The sequence below is a fragment of the Alphaproteobacteria bacterium genome (genome assembly GCA_015231795.1).
In the GTDB taxonomy this organism is placed as follows: Bacteria; Pseudomonadota; Alphaproteobacteria; order Rhodospirillales; family WMHbin7; genus WMHbin7.
In genome coordinates this window covers 176771-195479 of sequence record JADGAX010000001.1, presented here as the reverse complement: position 1 = coordinate 195479, position 18709 = coordinate 176771, and the positions used below count along the sequence as shown (strand labels likewise).

General features: G+C 59.7%; 16 protein-coding genes. 11 read left to right on the top strand and 5 right to left on the bottom strand.

The window, feature by feature from the left end; all coding sequences use genetic code 11:
- The first annotated feature begins 75 nt into the window (after positions 1-75).
- Positions 76-1422 (top strand): tetratricopeptide repeat protein, encoded by a 1347-nt coding sequence (locus tag HQL44_00875; protein MBF0267121.1) that lies wholly within the window; start codon positions 76-78, stop codon positions 1420-1422.
- Here HQL44_00875 and HQL44_00870 read toward each other — a convergent pair.
- Positions 1379-4453 (bottom strand): efflux RND transporter permease subunit, encoded by a 3075-nt coding sequence (locus HQL44_00870; protein ID MBF0267120.1) that lies wholly within the window; start codon positions 4451-4453, stop codon positions 1379-1381. The two genes, HQL44_00875 and HQL44_00870, sit on opposite strands and share 44 nt — an antisense overlap.
- A gap of 127 nt (positions 4454-4580) precedes the next feature.
- Positions 4581-5744 (bottom strand): efflux RND transporter periplasmic adaptor subunit, encoded by a 1164-nt coding sequence (locus HQL44_00865; GenBank protein ID MBF0267119.1) that lies wholly within the window; start codon positions 5742-5744, stop codon positions 4581-4583.
- Between the two features lie 168 nt (positions 5745-5912).
- On the opposite strand from HQL44_00865, the gene HQL44_00860 reads away from it, so the two are divergent.
- On the top strand, positions 5913-7241 hold the full coding sequence (locus HQL44_00860; protein MBF0267118.1) for a response regulator: 1329 nt from the start codon (positions 5913-5915) through the stop codon (positions 7239-7241).
- A gap of 49 nt (positions 7242-7290) precedes the next feature.
- Complete coding sequence (locus HQL44_00855; GenBank protein ID MBF0267117.1) at positions 7291-7938, top strand: DsbA family oxidoreductase; 648 nt, start codon at positions 7291-7293, stop codon at positions 7936-7938.
- Here HQL44_00855 and gcvA read toward each other — a convergent pair.
- Entirely contained in the window at positions 7931-8869 is a 939-nt protein-coding gene (gene gcvA, locus HQL44_00850; protein MBF0267116.1) for a transcriptional regulator GcvA, read from the bottom strand. The two genes, HQL44_00855 and gcvA, sit on opposite strands and share 8 nt — an antisense overlap.
- A 97-nt stretch (positions 8870-8966) precedes the next feature.
- Here gcvA and HQL44_00845 point away from each other — a divergent pair, with 97 nt between their 5' ends.
- Complete coding sequence (locus HQL44_00845; protein MBF0267115.1) at positions 8967-9188, top strand: DUF1127 domain-containing protein; 222 nt, start codon at positions 8967-8969, stop codon at positions 9186-9188.
- 104 nt (positions 9189-9292) lie between these two features.
- On the top strand, positions 9293-10159 hold the full coding sequence (locus HQL44_00840; GenBank protein ID MBF0267114.1) for a DMT family transporter: 867 nt from the start codon (positions 9293-9295) through the stop codon (positions 10157-10159).
- Here HQL44_00840 and HQL44_00835 read toward each other — a convergent pair.
- Entirely contained in the window at positions 10131-10982 is an 852-nt protein-coding gene (locus tag HQL44_00835; protein ID MBF0267113.1) for an alpha/beta hydrolase, read from the bottom strand. The genes HQL44_00840 and HQL44_00835 overlap by 29 nt on opposite strands.
- A gap of 276 nt (positions 10983-11258) precedes the next feature.
- Between HQL44_00835 and HQL44_00830 the strand changes: the two genes are divergently transcribed.
- Entirely contained in the window at positions 11259-13658 is a 2400-nt protein-coding gene (locus tag HQL44_00830) for a penicillin acylase family protein (GenBank protein MBF0267112.1), read from the top strand.
- A 25-nt stretch (positions 13659-13683) separates the two neighbouring features.
- On the opposite strand, the gene HQL44_00825 is transcribed toward HQL44_00830, so the two are convergent.
- Positions 13684-14163 carry a flavin reductase family protein gene (locus HQL44_00825; protein ID MBF0267111.1) on the bottom strand — a complete coding sequence of 160 codons (480 nt, stop codon included), beginning with the start codon at positions 14161-14163 and terminating at the stop codon, positions 13684-13686.
- A 205-nt stretch (positions 14164-14368) separates the two neighbouring features.
- Here HQL44_00825 and motA point away from each other — a divergent pair, with 205 nt between their 5' ends.
- From motA to HQL44_00800, 5 genes are all read left to right on the top strand, one after another.
- The gene (gene motA, locus HQL44_00820) at positions 14369-15229 is read left to right on the top strand and encodes a flagellar motor stator protein MotA (GenBank protein ID MBF0267110.1); all 861 of its coding nucleotides are present in this window, start codon (positions 14369-14371) and stop codon (positions 15227-15229) included.
- Between the two features lie 6 nt (positions 15230-15235).
- Positions 15236-16138, top strand: coding sequence for a flagellar motor protein MotB (motB, locus tag HQL44_00815; protein ID MBF0267109.1), 903 nt, complete (start codon positions 15236-15238; stop codon positions 16136-16138).
- Complete coding sequence (locus HQL44_00810) at positions 16138-16605, top strand: RDD family protein (GenBank protein ID MBF0267108.1); 468 nt, start codon at positions 16138-16140, stop codon at positions 16603-16605. The genes motB and HQL44_00810 overlap by 1 nt, the downstream gene beginning before the upstream one ends.
- Before the next feature lie 44 nt (positions 16606-16649).
- On the top strand, positions 16650-17366 hold the full coding sequence (locus HQL44_00805; protein ID MBF0267107.1) for an arginyltransferase: 717 nt from the start codon (positions 16650-16652) through the stop codon (positions 17364-17366).
- A gap of 200 nt (positions 17367-17566) precedes the next feature.
- On the top strand, positions 17567-18673 hold the full coding sequence (locus HQL44_00800; protein MBF0267106.1) for a TRAP transporter substrate-binding protein: 1107 nt from the start codon (positions 17567-17569) through the stop codon (positions 18671-18673).
- Positions 18674-18709: the final 36 nt, after the last annotated feature.

Sequence of the window (18709 nt, the reverse complement as noted above, 5' to 3'; positions counted from 1 at the left end):
GCCTGCCGTTACAGTTTTAGCATCCGCTTTACCGCGAACCTATCATTTAATGCCCGATAAATTCCAGAGGGTTTGATGACGGACACTCTTACGGCTTGGATTGCCTCCAGTTTCTCAGAAGCCGTCCAAGCCTTCAACCAGGGGGAACATGAACTTGCGCAGAAACAAGCGCGAACCCTGCTGGCCGCCAGCCCCAATCATGATGGGGCCATGCATCTTCTGGGCTTGTGCGCGCTAAGGCAGGGCCGCTTCGACGAGGCCGTGGCCTGGCTTGGGGAAGCCGTCATGCGCAATCCGGCGGACGGCGAACGCTTGTCGGCATTGGGCATGGCCCAAAAGGCGGCGGGCGACATAAAAGGCGCCACGCAATCGCTTGAACAGGCCGCCAGCTTGCAGCCGGGCAACGCCCCATTGCGGATCAACCTGGCCAATCTGTTGCAAGACCAAGGCGATTATGAAAAAGCGCTGGAGCTGTATCGCCAGGCCGCAAGGCTTGACCCTAACAACGCCCTGCTGCGCTACAATCTGGGCCTTAGCTTGCTGACGCTGGGACAATTCGTGGAGGGTTGGGCCGAAGCGGAATGGCGCTGGAAAGCGGCAGGCCTTGATCTGGAACGGGTCGATTTCAAAGCACCTGCCTGGAGAGGCGAAGACCTGCAGGGCAAAACGCTCCTTCTGTGGGCCGAACAGGGATTGGGCGACACGATCATGTTCTGCCGCTACGTGCCGATCCTGGCCGGTTTGGGCGCAAGCGTGCTGCTTCAGGCCCCGAAACCCTTGCATCCCCTTTTGTCCGGCCTGCACGGCTTGGCTGGATTGTTCGCCGAGGGCGACCCCCTGCCCCCCTTCGATCTCCAAGCGCCGTTGCTGGCCGTGCCGGGGCGCATGGGGACCATTCTGCAAACAATTCCTGGGCAAACGCCCTATCTGCATGCGACGACAGAGCGGATTGCGGCTTGGCAAGATAAGCTGAAGCATCTGAAAGGCGTCAAGGTCGGCTTAAGCTGGCGCGGCAATCCGGCCCACGCCAACGACGCCAACCGATCATTGCCGACGGAATTGCTGGCTCCATTGTTCGAAGTTGGCGCCATTAGCTGGATCGGCATCCAGCCCGATCCCGGCCCCTGCCCGCCCCCTATCTTCAACGCAGGGCCGGAACTGGTCGATTGGGGCGACACGGCTGGCCTGATGGCAAATCTGGATTTGATGATCGCCGTCGATAGTTCATCGGCGCATCTGGCGGGAGCAATGGGGATTCCTTGCTGGCTGATGCTGCCCTATCTGCCCGATTGGCGCTGGCTGCTGGAACGTCAGGACAGCCCCTGGTACCCCAGCTTCAGCCTGTTTCGCCAGCAAAGCCCCCAAGATTGGCCGGGCGTCATCCAGAGGCTGCAAGCGGCTCTGACGGCGTTTTCCCGCTAAGCGGCTGGCGCGTTCTGGCCAGAAAACTATAGGCCGTCGGCACGACGAACAGGGTCAGGCACGTTCCCAGCAGCAGGCCGCCCACGATGACCCAGCCGATCTGGCTGCGGCTTTCTGCGCCAGCGCCGCTGCCCAGGGCTAAAGGAAGCGCCCCCAGCACCATGGCGCCGGTCGTCATCAGAATGGGGCGCAATCTGAGCGTCGCCGCATCGACCACCGCATCGATCTTCGATTTGCCGACATCTTGAAGCTGGTTGGCGAATTCAACGATCAGAATGCCGTGTTTGGTGATCAGCCCGACCAGCGTCACCAGACCGATCTGGCTATAGACGTTGAGCGTGCCGCCCGACAGTTTCAAGGCCAGCAAAGCGCCGGTCATCGACAGCGGCACGGTCAACATGATCACGAAAGGATCAACGAAACTTTCGAACTGGGCCGCCAGAACCAGATAGATGAAGAACAGGGCCAAGACGAAGGTCAGGATCATGTCGGCGCGCGACGTTTTGAACTCGCGCGACTGGCCGTTGAAATCATACTGCGCCACGCTTGGCAGAACCCTGGCCGCCGTCTCCTCCAAGAATGCGATGGCCTCGCCCAGCGCATAGCCGGGCGCAATGTTGGCGGTTATGGTGGCGGCTCGCATCTGGTTGAAATGGTTCAATTCTCGCGGAGCGACGGTCTCTTCCACATTCAACAGATTCGACAATTGCACCATGCGCCCATCGCGCGCCCTGACATAGATGGCGGAGAGATCGTCCGGATTCTGGCGGTCGATGTCGGCCACCTGAACGATCACGTCATACTGATAGCCTTCGCGCTTGAAGCGGGTGACTTGGCGCCCGCCCAGCATGGTTTCGAGGGCGCGCCCCACCTGATCGACCGAAGCGCCGACATCGGCCACCTTCTCGCGATTCACGGTTACGCGCAATTGCGGCTTGTTCAGGCGCAGATCGGTATCCAGCGCCATCAGGCCGGGATATTTCGACGCCTCCTGGATCAGGGCCTGCACCATCGTCTGCAATTCCGGATAGCTTAGCTGCGTCTGCACCACGAACTGAACGGGTTTTTCCGTGGGGCGCTGCCCCAGCGAGGCGGGATTGACGGCAAAGGCCAGCACGCCGGGAATGGCCATCAGCCTGGGCGTCATGGATTTCACGATATCCATCTGGCTGCGGCTACGGTCTCCCCACTCTTTCAGGCGCGAAAATGAAATGGCCTGCGACACAACGGGAACGCCCGCTACCGCCATGAAGCGGTCGACTTCGGGAATTGTTTTAATGATCTCCTCGACCTCGCGCAGATAGCGGTCGGTATAGGCGATGGTCGAACCTTCCGGCGCGATGGCGGTGGCCATGATGGTGCCGCGATCCTCGATGGGCGCCAACTCGGACTTCAAGGCCATGATCAAGCCGCCCGACGACAAGGCGACGGCAAGCCCCACGATCACCACGATCATGCGTTTGCCCAGCGATGCGACGAGCAGGCGTTGATAGCCTTGTGTCAGATCGTTCAGAAACGTCTCGATGACATTGTAGAATCGGCTGTGTTTCTTCTCATGCTTCAGCATCCGAGAACACATCATGGGCGACAAGGTCAGCGCCACGAAACCGGACACAATCACCGCTCCCGCCAGCGTCAGCGCGAATTCGGTGAACAAGCGCCCGGTGCGCCCGGTCATGAATCCAATCGGCACATAGACGGCGGCCAGGGTTATGGTCATGGCCAGAACGGCAAAGCCGATTTCCCGGCTGCCGTTCAGCGCCGCCTTCATCGGCGGCATGCCGTCCTCGATATGGCGGTAGATGTTTTCCAACATGACGATGGCGTCGTCGACGACCAGACCGATGGCCAGCACCATGGACAACAATGTCAGCGTGTTGATCGAGAAATTGAAGGCGTACATGATCGCCGCCGCGCCGATCAGCGAAACCGGAATGGTGACGATGGGGATAAGCGTGGCCCTGACCGTGCGCAGGAAAAAGAAAATGACCAGCACCACCAGCAGCGTCGCTTCAAAAATCGTTTTGAAGACGCTGTCGATCGATTCGGAAATGAACAAGGTGGTGTCGTAGCCAACCTCGGCGTTCAGCCCCTCTGGCAGACTGTCCGTCAAGGTAGGCAGGAGGACGCGCAAGCCCTTGGCGACGTCCAGGGGATTGGCCGTCGATTGCTTGATGATGCCCAGCGTGATCGCCGTTTTGCCCTTGTAGCGGGCGATTCTGCGCTCGTCCTCCGGCCCAAGTTCGACGCGGGCCACGTCACGGATGCGCACCATGTATCCGCCGCCGGAATCCCCTATGATCACTTCGCCGAATTGTTCTGGCGTTTGCAGATCCGTTTCCGAAAGCACGGTGAATTCGCGCGTCATGCTTTCGATGCGCCCGGCGGGAATCTCGACATTCTGTCGCTTGAGCGCATTCTCGACATCCAAAGGCGTCAGGCGATAGGCCGCCAGTCTGGCGCTGTCCAACCAAATGCGCATGGCGAAGCGCCTGGCGCCATAGATCGCCACGTCGGCGACGCCGTTGATGTTCTGAATGCGGTCCTTTACGTAACGTTCGGCATAGTCGGTGATGAACAGCGTGTCGTGACGGTCCGACGAAAAGGCCAGATAGATGATGGGCTGGGCGTCCGCCTCGACCTTGGCGACGACCGGCTCATCGACATCTTCGGGCAAACGACCACGCACGCGCCCCACGCGGTCGCGCACGTCGCTGGCAGCCGATTCCGGATCGCGGTTCGACCGGAAGCGCACGGTGATCTGGCTGCGTTCGGCCCGGCTGATCGAGGACAGGACATCGACCCCCTCGATGCCCGCCAGTGAGTCTTCCATCACCTTGGTGACTTGGCTTTCCACTACTTCCGAACTGGCGCCCTTATAGGTGGTGGTGACGGTCACCACCGGCTCGTCGATATTGGGATATTCGCGCACCGTCAGGCGTTGCAGCGCAATGATGCCGACCAGAGTCAGCAACAGGCTCATCACCGTGGCCAGCACGGGACGGCGAATGGAAAGCTCGGGAAGTTTCATTATATGAGTCCCTCAAGCGCCGGGCGGGATGCTCCGCATCCCTTGGCTCTCGCTCGCATCGGCTCGCGGGGCGCGCAGCGCCCAGTCGCTACGCTCCAAGCATATTCCTCAAGCGCCGGGCGGGAAATCATGGCTTCTTATCCTGTTTCGCCTGCCCGGCGATGACGACCGGAGCGCCTTCGCGCACCTTCATATGTCCTGCCGTGATCACGACATCGCCCGAGGCCAGGCCTTCCACGATTTCCACCTTCCCTTCGCGTCTGGCGCCGGTGCGGATCTTCTGGGCGACCACCAGCCCGTCCACGACCTTGTAGACGAACATCTGGTTGCCCCTGGGAATCAAGGCTTCCTCGGACACCATCAGAGCATTCTCGGTCTTGCGGGTCACCAGACCGATGCGCACGAACATGCCGGGCTTCAACAGGCCTTCGGCGTTCGGAAGACGCGCCCTGGCCGCCACCGAGCGGTTGACGGGATCGATCTTGGGATCGATGGCGTAGACTTCTCCGGTGAAGGATTTACCGGGATAGGAATCGGCCCGCACCAGAATCGGCATGCCCGGCTTGATTTCGGACAAAGCGATCTCGGGTACTTGGAAATCGGCCTTGATCGGATCGATCCCCTCCAGATTGACCAGATCCTGGCCCGGCGTGACGTAAGCGCCCAGGCTGACCTTGCGCAGTCCCACCACGCCGTCGAACGGCGCCATGATCAGCGTTTTGTCCATATTGGTCTTGGCCAGTTCGATGCGCGACTGATCCACCTTCAGCTTGGACCCCGCCTCGTCCAAGGCGCGGGCCGTGCCAGCACCCTGGCTATAGAGCTTGGTGGCGCGCTCGTTGTTGGCCTTGCTCAGATCCAGATTCGCCCTGGCCTGATTGTAATCGGCGACATAGGTCGAATCGTCCAATTTGACCAGAGGTTGGCCCTTTTTGACGGCCGTTCCCTCTTCGAACAATATCTTGATCACGCGACCGGCGATTTCGGGACGGATCATGACCGATTCGTTCGAAAGCAACGAGCCGACGGCGGAAACTTCATGGATGAATTCGCTGGGAGCAACGGTCATGGCTTCCACCGCCACCGGCTTGGCGGGACCGCCCGGCCCCGGCGCCTGTGGGGGAGGCTTGGCAGATTGGGGGGAATCGCCCTTGGTCATCGCGGCGGGCGGCGCGCCAGATGGCGCGTTCGAGGAGCCAAAGAGCGACGGCCCACCGGCATACCACCAGACGGCCAGCACGATAACGGCCGCGATGACTCCGTACAGGAGTTTGCGTTGAAAGGCGGTCATACTGGTCAACCCCCAGTGAACTGAACGGTTCAGTTTAACGAATTCCCAGACAAGGTCAACCGGTGAAGGGATCGCTTGGAGCCGGACACATGTTGAATTATGGTAATCGCCAAGCAAGATTGGAAGGGTTCGCGATCAGTTATGATCTGCTGATAGGGGAAAGTTAGAATGAGTCATCTCGGCACGCTGCTCCTGGTTTCGGGCGATGCTCGCGGCAGTCAAAGTCTAAGCGCCCGCCTGACCGAGGGCGGCTTCAACGTAACCATGGCCGCCGATGGCGCCCAGGCGCTTCAGAAATCCGCCAGCGGACATCCCGACATCATCCTCTGTTTTTCCGCCCTAGCCGACATGAGCGGAATCGATCTGGCCAACAAACTCAAGGAGAGCGAGGCGACTTCCGACATTCCCTTCGCCCTGCTCAGCGATCAATTGACGCCGGAAATCAGCAAGCAGGCCCTGGACGCCCGCATCGACGACCTGGTCGTGCAGCCGATCGATCCCGCCGTTCTGGTGGCGCGCTTAAAGCCCTTGCTGCGCCTATCGACCATGCATACAGAGTTGAACCGTCGCGCGCATGTCGCCGGTCGTTTCGGCATCGAAACTGCGGGCAAGGTCGATGTCGCCGTGGACGACGGCAACCAGATGATCTTGCTGGTCAGCAACGACAAGAAGGCGATCGAATCCTATTCCTCGCTGCTCAAGCGGGCCAGCATCACGGTGACCGACAATTTGATCGAGGCGGAAGACCTTCTGACCCAGAAGAATTTCGACGCCGCCATCCTGGACGTCACCGATTCCAGCGCGGAACATCTAAGCCTGTGCTCGCAAATCCGCAACAATTCGCGCCTGTTCAACCTGCCTGTTCTGCTGATCGCGCCGCCCGGCACGTTTCCCGACGCCATCGAACCCTACCGGCGCGGCGCCAGTCGCGTCCTGGTGCGCCCCACCGACCCGCATCTGCTGGTCACAGCGCTTCTGGCCCTGGTGCGCCGCCAGCGCCTGCGCTGGCGCATTCGCGAAGCCCTGGCGAAGACGCTGGGCAAGCAAACCGGCGATGACCGCACGGCCGCCTACGGCAAGGACTTCCTGATGGCGCATCTGGCTGAGCGGCTGGAACATGCCCGGCATGGCGGGCGGCATCTGTCCGTGGTGTTCCTCAACATTCCCAATATCGGCGCCGTGGTGCATCAGTTCGGCAAGGAAGCGGGCGAACAGTTGCTGGCCCAATTGGGCAATTGGATCATGGGGTTGCTGCGCGCCGAGGATCTGACCGCCCGCTCGTCGGATTGCGAATTCTGCCTAGTGCTGCCCGACACTCCCATCGAGGAAGCCGAGATCGTCATGCATCGCATCGCCAGCGTGCTGACCTATACCGACTTCGCCGTGCCCGACGTCTATCAGCCGGTCAAGGTCTGGGTCGAGGTGGGCAGCGCACTGGCCCGCGAGGACGACACGGTTGAAACCTTGCTGGCGCGCGCCCATTCTAGAATCGGATAACAGGGTCGCAGCCAGGGCGATCCGGCACGCCTAGCCAAAGGTTGCCCGCATGCGCATCGACGTCATCTTCGACACGATCTGCCCTTGGTGCTATGTGGGCAAACGCCGGTTGGAGCGCGCCTTGGCGCAACGCCCGCTGGTTCGCCCCGAAATCCGCTGGCGTCCCTTCCTTCTCAATCCAGACATGCCCGCCAGCGGCATCGAACGCAAGGCCTATCTGGAAAGCAAGTTCGGCGGCCCCTACCGCGTCAAGCAGATGTATTCCGCCGTGGCTGCCGCCGGTGCTGGCGAGGGTATTCCCTTTTCGTTTGAAACCATCGTGCGCACGCCCGATTCCCTGCCCTCGCACCGTCTGATCCGCCTGGCGGGACGGATGGGCAAGGCTGGCGAAGCCGTTGAGGCGGTGTTCTTTGCCTATTTCGCCCAGGGAATAGACATAAGTGATTTCAAGCAATTGCAAGATATCGGCTTGGGTCTTGGGTTGGATGACGACCTGATCATCCAAGCCCTTGAAGACGCCGAGGACAGCAGTCAGATCGTAGCCGAGAACGCCCGCGCCCACCGCTTGGGCATCAACGGCGTTCCCAGTTATGTCTTCAATGAAGCCTATGCCCTGGCGGGCGCGCAGGAATCGGATATTTTCCTGCGCCTGATCGATCTGGCGCGCGAAACAGAAACCCAAGCACCAGTCAGTTGACGGGAATATCCAAAGCCACAAGACGCTGGCGCATCAGCTGCGTTTCGTCCTCGGCCCAGTTCCAGAAAGCGGCGATGGCGGCTTCTTTGGCGCGCTCTTTCGGGCAAACCAAGTAATTCGAATAGAAACCTGGAACCGCCTGGGGAAAGGGGCGGATCAAACGCCCGCTTTCCAGATCATCAACCACATAGGAGGAAGGAGTCAGGGCGACGCCCTGCCCATCCAACGCCGCTTGCAGCGCCATGTGAGTATAGGCGAAATGCGGCCCCCGGCTGGCGTCGACCCTTTCGGCGCCCACGGATTTCAGCCATGTCGGCCAATCGACTTCTGGCATCATGTCCATCACTTCATGCAAGAGCGGAACGCCCGCCAATTCGTCGAAACGCTCAAGCCGCTTGCGCCCGCCCAGCAAGGCGGGGCTGCAAACGGGCACATAGGAATCATGGAAAAGCAGGCGACTTTCCAGACCAGGATAGACGCCTCGCCCATATCGCACGGCCATATCCACCGGCTCGCGCGCGAAATCGACCGGATGGATCGAGACCAACACACGGACGTCCAGATCGGGCAATCGCGCCTTCAACGAACCCAGGCGCGGTATCAGCCAGCGCGCCGAAAAGGAAGGGATCGTCGAGACCGTCAGCCCCTGGCCCTCGCGGATCGATCTTTGAATGCGCTGTACCGACAATTCGATGCGATCGAACGAATCCGCCAGATCGCTCGCCAATTGCCTGCCCGCGCCATTCAGCCGCACGCCCCGCCCCGCCCGCTCGAACAAGGGGGTGCCCAGCCATTCCTCGAACTGGCGAACTTGCTGACTGATGGCCCCGGGGGTAACGCACAATTCTTCGGCCGCGCGATGGAACTGCCCATGGCGGGCGGCGGCTTCGAAGGCCCTTAAAGGGCCAAGGGGCGGCAGGCGGCGGGCCATATTGGTTAGTATATCTAACTAGTTTATTGAGAAATGATGCTTTGTGTAAGAAGGTAACATGCTTCATCGTTATCTACCGTAACGAATGGAGATGGCCATGTCCAGTCTCGCCCTCGAAAATCCGATCAGCCATATTCACATCTGGCGCAACGTCGCCCTGCGTGGCGTTTTGTCGGCCCTTCGACGTCTGGAAACTTATGGCGAAAGATCGCGTTCGCGCCGCCAATTGGCTTCGCTCGACCACAGAATGCTGATGGATTTGGGACTGACGCGGGTCGATGCCCTGGCCGAGGCCGAAAAACCCTTCTGGAAAGTATGAGGATCGAACAGCGCGGCTGGCGATGACTGTTCTGACGCTGACATTGGAACGCCGCTCGATACTTCAACATTGGAAAGCGGCGATAATTAGGCTAGACCCCTTCCATGATCATCAGTCCCCGCCTTCAAGGTACTTTGTTCGTGCTGGCCGCAGCCCTGTGCTGGAGCATGGCGGGGCTGATCGTTCGGCATATGGAAAGCCAGGGAATGCCCGTCGTCTTCGCCCGCTCGGCTTTCATGGCCCTGGCCGTGGGGCTGTATTTGCTGCTGATCCACCGGCGCAACGCCGTCGCCGTCTTTGCCGCCGCCGGAAAGACCGGCGTGATCTCGGGTCTGTTGCTGGGCGCTTCCTTCGTCATGTTCATCCTGGCGATCACCCATATGCCGGTCGCCAACGCCTATGTGCTGATGTGCGGCTCGCCGCTGGTCTCGGCGCTGCTGGCTCGCCTTTGGCTGGGCGAGAAGCTAAGCCCGGCCATTCTGGCCGCCATTCTGCTGGCCTTGCTGGGCATAGGCGTCATGTTCGCCGAAGGCATGGGGCAAATGACCGTGGCGGGCACGGCTTTCGGCCTGGGCGTCGCCCTCGCCTTCGGGGCCAATGTCGTTCTGCTTCGCAAGAAACGTCATATCGACATGGTGCCGTCGGCCTTCCTGGGCGGCCTGTTTTCGGCGCTGGTTACCCTGCCCCTCGTCGAACTGTCCGCCATCCCCTTGGCTGACCTTCCCTGGCTGGCCTTGCTGGGATTCGTTCAACTGGGCGCAGGCCTGATCTTGTTCGTGCATGGCACGCGCCATCTACCATCGGCCGAGGCCAGCCTTCTGACGCTGGGCGAGGCGATCATGGCGCCGGTTTGGGTCTGGCTGTTCGTCTCCGAGACGCCCAGCTTCTACACGGTAACCGGCGGGCTGATCGTGCTGGCCGCCGTGATCATGCAAACCTTCGCTACGCAGAAAGCAGCCAATCGCGGATAAGGCCTATTTGCGCCGCATCCATCAGGGCTGGCGCATGTCCGCAGCCGGGGATCTCGTGAATCTGGCAACGCCCGTCCGGCTTGCTGGCCTTCATCCGCTCAAGCGTTTGCGCGTCCAGCAAGTCCGACGCCTCGCCCCTGATCGCCAGAACGGGACAGGTCACCATCTGCCAAACCGGCCACAGATCGACATCGCCCGCCGGAGCGTCCTTGAACCTTGCGGCGATCTTCGGATCGTAATGGAATTCAAATCCACCCGGCACGGGGCGCAGGCTGCTTTCGGCCAAATGGCGCCATTGTTGGTCGGTCAGCGAACCGAAAGGCGCATGGACCTGCCGGAAATGCGCTTCGGCGCTGGCGACATCCGCGAAGAGAGGACGGTAGCCGACATAGCTGGCGATGCGCGCCAGCGCTGAACCTTCCAGCTTCGGGCCGACATCGTTCAAGATCAGGCGGCGGATGGGCGTATTGGCCTGCACGGCCATAAAAAGGCCTATCAGCCCCCCCATCGAGGTGCCCAGCCAATCGACCTCTTCGACATCCAGCCTGGCGATCAAGGCCGCCAGATCGGAAAGATAGAGAGGAAAATCATACAAAGAGGCATCGGCCAGCCAATCGCTTTGCCCCCTTCCCGCCACATCGGGGCAAATCACCCGGAAGCGATCCGACAAGGCCTCGGCCAGGACATCGAAATCGCGCCCGTTCCTGGTCAGGCCATGAACGCAAATGAGCGTTCTTTTGCCTGGCGCCCCCTCTCCCCATTCCGTATAGGCCATCTTGCGAAAGCCTTGCGTTCCCAGCACCGGCAACCAGCGTTGCTTCATCCCATCCCCCTGAACCGTTGCCCGATTATATGGCCGCCCAGTCGGCCAACAACCGGCAAAATCAAAATTCCAATAGCGATTAAAAATAACTTAATGAATTAATATGGTTAATTAATATATTGTTAATAAACAATTTTAACTGAATGTTTGAGTTTTTGGGACATGGCGGGGATTTTCCAACTTGGTTCATTTGTCACACCCCGGCACTGGACGCGGCAAGAGGCGAAAGAGTATCTTCGCGCTGCCTAGAGATCAAAATCCCGGAGTGTCTTTTTAATGTTTCCCTCCCGCCGGGGGCGGCGCGGGCGCATTGCCCTGCCGCCTCTATTGCTCATTCTTCTGACCTTGCTCACTCTGGGCGTCGTGTTTGGCGGCTGGCAATGGCTGAAGACATCGCTGCCCATGACGGAGGGCGACGTCAAGACACTGGGGCTTTCCCAACCGGCAACCATCGCCCGCGACCGCCACGGCGTCCCCTTCATCCAGGCGCAGACCGAGGCGGATGCATATTTCGCACTGGGCTATGCTCATGCCCAGGACCGCTTGTGGCAGATGGATTTGCAACGCCGTATCGCCAGCGGCAGATTGTCGGAAATCGCTGGCAAGGCCGGGCTGTCGAACGACCGTTTCTTCCGGGTCCTGGGCTTGGAATCCAAGGTGGAAAGTTCGTTCGCCGCCCTGGATGAACCTGTGCGGCAAATTCTTTTGTCCTATGCCGCTGGCGTGAACGCCTGGATCGCCGGGTTGGATTTCAACCGCCAGCCCCCTCTTGAATTCCTGCTGGCGGGCATTCATCCGAAACCATGGCGACCTTCCGATTCATTGCTTTGGCCGCGGGTGATGGCTTTGCAACTGGCGGGAAACTGGCGCGAGGAATTGCTAAGCCTGAATCTGATCCAGCAGTTGGGATTCGAGAGAGCCAATGACCTGACGCCGATGTCCGCCCCATCGCTTCAACCTGTCGCCTCTTTGTCGGCAAGCAGGCTTTTGGCGGGCCTGCCCCCGCTTTCGACGCCGCAACTGGCATCCAACGCCTGGGTCCTGGCGGGAAACCGCACTTCAAGCGGAAAACCTTTGCTGGCCAATGATCCGCATTTGAATTTCCAGGCGCCGATTCTTTGGTATCTGGCCAGTCTGGAAGCGCCCGGCCTATCGGTAAAGGGCGGCACGGTGCCCGGTTCGCCCTTCGTGTTCCTGGGACAGAACAAGCATGTCGCCTGGGGTTTGACCAGTTCACACACCGACACCATGGACCTGTTCGTCGAAAGGCCGGACACCGATGGCGACAAAAGCCGCTATATGACGCCTGACGGCCCCGCCCCCTATAGCGTGCGTCGCGAGATCATTTCGATCAAGGGCGAGGCGGACATGCCGTTCGATATCCGAGAAACACGGCACGGCCCGGTGATTTCCGACGTTCTAAGCGAAAGGGAAGCTCCCTCGGATGCGATCTTCTCGCTGGCGGGAACCTTTCTCAACCCGGCCGACAAAACGCCAGAAGCCCTGCGCAAGATGAGCCTGGCGCAAAACAGCGTCGATTTTCTGCAAGCCCTGGCCTTGTTTCAGGCCCCGGCTCAATATGTCGCCTATGCGGCGGACGATGGCAATATCGGCCTCGTGCAAACGGGACTGGTCCCACTGCGGGCGGGGAACGCCTCGCCCGACATGCCAAGACCCGGCTCCGACGGCAGCGCCGATTGGAAGGGATTCATTCCGGCCAATGCCCTCCCCGCCCTTCACAATCCGGCGGATGGCGCGCTGTCGAACGCCAACAACCGCTTGGCACCCGAAGATTATCCGCATCACCTAGCCAGCAACTGGCCGGATAACCTGCGCGCTGGTCGGATCTCCGAACTGCTGGCCGCCAAAACCCAGCACGGCCCAGACGATATGAGCGCTTATCAGATGGATAGTCTGTCGGCGGCCTTTCTGCTTTTGAAACCTCACCTTCTCACTGTTTCGCCGCCGGGCTTGGATGGGAAGAAAGCGCTGGGCATGGTTGCCGACTGGGATGGCAGCATGGCTCGCGACCTGCCCGAACCGCTGATCTTCGCCGCCTGGGCCGAGGAAATCCAACGAGGCCTTTTTGCCGACGAATTGAGGACAGCCGACAAGAAGGAACCCGACCGCCTGTTCAACGCCTGGAGCCATGCCCTCAAGCCGCAATTGATCGCGAAGACTTTGAGCGACAACAATGTCTGGTGCGACAACGTCGCCACCAAGGACCAAACGGAAGACTGTCAGGAAATCGTCACGCGGGCGCTGGAAGAGGCGCTCAGGCGCTTATCGCGCGACTTTGGCGCCGACATGGCGAAATGGAAGTGGGGAACGGCGCACCGGGCGAAATTCCCGCACGGCATTCTTGAGCGCCTGCCTTTGCCCGAATCTTGGATCGCCCCCTCGATCGAAACCGATGGCGACGGCTCCAGCCTCAATCGCGGCACCTACGCCTTTGGCAATTTCCGCCATGTCCACGGCGCCGGACTGCGCGCCGTCTATGATTTGCACGACCCGGCGAATTCAAGATTCATCATCGCCTCGGGTCAATCGGGCAACCCGTTGTCGCGTCATTACGACGATCTGCTGAAGATGTGGCGCGAAGGAAGCTATCTCAAGCTGGACGGGCGAGGCAAAGCGGAGGAATTGGTGCTCTGGCCCGCGCCGGTTGGAAATTAGAACGCCCAGGTTGAACCGTCGGCGATTACGCGAGTTCCGCGTAATTGCCCCGGAAATAGAGCAAAGGCTGGCCGCCCGGATCGTAATCGAGCGTCTGCACGCGACCGATCAGGATCACATGGTCGCCCTCGACATATTCCTTTTCAAGCGTGCATTCGATCGAAGCCAGACAATGCGAGATGACCGGAGCGCCCGTGGCCTCGCCCGCGACATACTCGACCTCGCTCCATTTGTCGGTCATGCGGCTGGCAAAACGAATCGACAATTCCCGCTGATCGCTGCGCAGAACGTTCACCGAGAAATTCGATGCCTTTCGAAAGGTTTCGACATTACTGGTGCTCAGCCCCAGGCAAAACAGGACCAAAGGCGGTTCAAGCGACAGGGAAGCGAAGGAACTGATCGTCACCCCTACGGGTTTGCCCTCGCCGTCGGTGGCGGCCACCACGGTCACGCCGGTGGCGAAACAGCCCAATGCCTTGCGAAAACTGCGAGAATCAATCACCATGTCGCTCTCTCGATCTTGGGAATGAAGCTCTACATACCTTATTCAGCGGGTTTGCGAAACTGGACTTTCGGCCAGGGAGCGGCTTGAAATGAGCCGGATGTCATAAAACCCGCTTCTTTTTCAGAGCCGGGTAAGCTAATGTCGCAGTCGCACAATAAACAACACAAGATTTAGCGGTCAAAAGCCACGGGGACCCCGAAATCACATGTTCGCTATCATTGGTTTCGTCGTAGTTATCGTCTCGGTCATTGGCGGCTATGCAATCCCCGGCGGCCATCTGGACGTGCTGTGGCAGCCGTTCGAATTCATGATCATTCTGGGCGCCGCCTTCGGCAGTTTCATGATCGGCAATCCAAAGCAGGTCGTGACCGGCGTCGCCAAGAACATCGGCAAGGTCTTCAAGGGATCGCGTTTTTCCAAAGCCAGCTATCTTGAGCTGCTGGCCATGCTTTACGCCATATTTAAGCTGGCCAAGACCAAGGGCGATCTGGCGCTGGAAAGCCACGTCGAGAAGCCCGAGGAAAGCTCGCTCTTCACCAAATTTCCGGGATTCTCTAAGGACCATCATCTGGTCGAGTTCCTGTGCGACTATCTGCGCCTTCTGACCCTGGGCACCAACAACGCCCATGAGATGGAATCGATCATCGACGGCGAGATCGAATCCCATCACAACGAAATGCACGCCATTTCAGGCGCTATCACCAACATGGCCGACGCCATGCCCGCCCTGGGCATCGTGGCCGCCGTGCTGGGCGTGATTCACACCATGGGATCGATCACCGAGCCACCGGAAGTGCTGGGCCACCTGATCGGCGCCGCCCTGGTCGGCACTTTCATGGGCGTGCTTTTGTCCTATGGTTTCTTCGCCGCCTTCGGGCGCAATCTGGAACAGAACTTCAATACCGAAAGCATGTATCTGATGTGCATCAAGGCCGGTCTGCTGGCCCATATGCAAGGCTACGCGCCGCAGGTCTCGATCGAGTTCGCCCGCAAAATTCTTCCGCACACCGTGAAGCCCAGCTTCAAGGAAGTGGAAGAATATCTCGCCAATGTGCCGCCGGATTGATGTCTCATGGCCGATGACGGTCGCCCTATCATCATCAAGCGAATAAAGAAAGGTCACGCGGCCGCCCATGGCGGCGCTTGGAAGGTGGCCTATGCCGACTTCGTGACCGCGATGATGGCTTTCTTTCTGTTGCTTTGGCTGTTGAACGCCGTGACCGAGGAGCAGTTGAAAGGCATCTCGAACTATTTCGCTCCGCAGACCGTGTCGCGTACCACCAGCGGCGCCGGCGGCATGCTGGGCGGCCAGGTGATGGGCGAAGAAGGCGCCATGCCGCAAAGCTCGTCGGCCCCCACGGTCAATCTGGAACTGCCGCCGCCGGTGATGGGCAAATCGCAAGACGACAAGCCGCAAGACCAGTCGGGCATGACCGATGAAGAATATCAGCAAATGCAGGCGGAAAAGGAAGAGCAGTCGTTTCGCGAGGCGCAGCGCGTGATCCGCCAGGCGGTGCAAGCCAGCCCCGATTTGATTCAGTTGAAGGACAGCGTTCTGCTGGACAACACGCCCGAAGGTTTGCGCATCCAGATCGTGGACAATGAGCGCCAAGCCATGTTCGACAGCGGTTCGGCCTCCATGACCCCCAAGGCGGCAAAACTGCTGGAACTGATCGGCAAGGTCGTGATGCAAATGCCCCAGCAGATCGCCATTTCCGGCCATACCGATTCCATCCCCTATGCGCGCAACCCCCAATACGGCAATTGGGAACTGTCCAGCGACCGCGCCCTGGCCAGCCGCCGCGCCCTGCTGGATTCCGGAATGCCGGAAAAGCGCATCGCGCGCGTGATCGGCAAGGCCGACCGCGAACCTATGATCAAGGACGATCCGCGCTCGCAAAGAAACCGGCGCATTTCCATCGTGCTGCTGCGCGAACATGAAATGACCGACGACAAACCACCCGCAAAACCCTGATGCAAACCCTGCCCGTCTCCGTCGATCCGCCACAGCGGGCAAAGAATGATCTGACGCCTTACGATGGCGTTCTGTGGCGGCGAGTGGCGGCTTATCTCGCCGATCTGTTCTTTGCTGGCCTTCTTACCTTGCCCTTGGGACTGTTTCTGATTCTGGGCGGCGTCGCCACCTTTGGACTGTTGTGGGCGCCCCTGCCCTTTCTGTGGCTGACGGTGAATGCGCTTTATTACGCTTTCCTGGCCGGCGGTTCGAAAGCATCCACCTGGGGGCAGCGGATGATGGGGTTGCGTCTGGTCACGGATGAAGGGCAGAACCCCATGATGTTCCAGGCCTTCTTGCAGGTGTTTCTGTTCTACGCCTCGGTCCTGATCGCCACGCCGTTGATCTTGCTGGTGGGGCTGTTCAACGCCAAGGGACGATTGATCCACGACATGCTTTCGAGCGTGACGGTCAGAAAACTGGGATAATTCGGGTACTAGAAATCCGGCCCGTCAGGTTTAATATCTGACTCATGGACCATGTCGCTCTCAAGAACCCCCATTTCTTTTACACCACGGCGCCGCTGCCCTGCCCGTATCTGGAAGGCCGCTTCGAGCGCAAGCTGGTGACCGAGCTAAGCGGCCCGGACGGCAAGAACCTGCATGAATCTTTGTCCAAGGCAGGTTTCAGGCGCAGCCACGCCATCGCCTACGCGCCCGCCTGTCCGAACTGCCGGGCCTGCATTCCGGTGCGCATTCTGGCCAGCGAATTCAAGCCCGACCGCACCATGCGCCGCATCCGCAACGCCGCGCAGGATGTCACGATCATAAGGGGACCGGCACGCGCCACCAGCGAACAATACCGCCTGTTCACCCGCTATCAGGATGCCCGCCATTCGGGAAGCGACATGGCGCTGATGGGATTCTACGACTACCGTTCGATGATCGAGGACAGCCCGATCGAAAGTTTCATGATCGAGTTGCGCGGCCCCGACAACAGATTGCTGGGCGCCTGTCTGGGCGATTGCTTAAGCGACGGCCTGTCCGCCGTCTATAGCTTCTATGAAACGGAGGATCCTGGACGCAGCCTGGGCACCCGCATCGTTTTATGGCTGATCGAGGAAGCCAATCGCCTGGGCTTGCCCTATGTCTATCTGGGATATTGGATCGCGGAAAGCCGCAAGATGGCCTACAAGGCCCGCTTCAAACCGATGGAAGCCTTTGGCCCGGCCGGATGGACGCCGATGTGATTTTCCAGGTCTAAAGAGGACTTCTTGCAAAGCCACTCCGAGAAACTGGTAATACCTACCGCACTGCACAGTTTTTTGAATCAATAGCTTTTATCTACACAAAAGAATGCCCAGGTGTATGATGCTTGTACAAAGCGGTTCGCCGCACCGGGGAGCCGTTATTCCAAATCATCCAATCCATAATCCAGGGAGATCCATCCATGGAGCGTCGTAAATTCCTTAAATCCGCAGGTCTTGGTCTTGCGGCTTCGGCAGTTGCAGCACCCGCCATCGCCCAGACGACCACAATGCCTGAAATCAAGTGGCGCTGCGCTTCCAGCTTTCCTAAAAGCCTGGACACCATCTTCGGCGCCGCCGAAGTGATTTCCAAGCGCGTGGAAGCCGCCACCGGCGGCAAGTTCCAGATTCGCGTCTTCGCGGGCGGCGAAATCGTTCCAGGTCTCCAGGTTCTCGATGCCGTCAAGGACGGCACCGTGGAATGCGGACATACCGCGAACTACTACTACTTCGGCAAGGACCCCACTTTTGCTTTCGACTGCGCCGTGCCTTTCGGCATGACGGCCCGCATGATGAATGCGTGGATGTATGTCGGCGGCGGTCTCGAGGTTCTGCGCGAATTCTTCGCCCAGCACAACGTCATCCAGTTCCCGGCGGGCAATACCGGCGTGCAGATGGGCGGCTGGTTCCGCAAGGAAATCAAGTCGGTCAAGGACATGCAGGGCCTGAAGATGCGCATCGGCGGCTTTGCTGGCCAGGTGATGAGCAAGCTGGGCTTGGTGCCGCAGCAAATCGCCGGCGGCGACATCTATCCGTCGCTGGAAAAGGGCACCATCGACGCCGCCGAATGGGTCGGTCCCTATGACGACGAGAAGCTGGGCTTCTACAAAGTCGCCAAATACTACTATTACCCCGGCTGGTGGGAAGGCGGACCGCAGCTTTCGCTCAACGTCAACATCAATGAGTGGAAGAAACTGCCCCCCGCCTATCAGGCGATTCTGGAATCGGCCTGCGCCGAGGCCAATGTCTATATGATGGCCAAGTACGACGCGCAGAACCCCGACGCCTTGAAGCGTCTGGTCGGCAATGGCGTGCAGCTTCGCGCCTTCCCCAAGGACGTTCTTGACGCCTGCTTCAAGGCGGCCGAGGAAGTTTATGCGGAAACCGCGGCTTCCAACGCCAACTTCAAGAAGGTGTTCGAGCACTGGAAGGCCTTCCGCGACATGGAATACAGCTGGTTCCGCATCGCCGAACATACCTACGACAACTACATGTCTTACGCGCTTGATCCCAAGCGCAAGAAAAAGTAAGCCCCGCAAGGGCTGACAGCCTAACGAAAAGCCCCG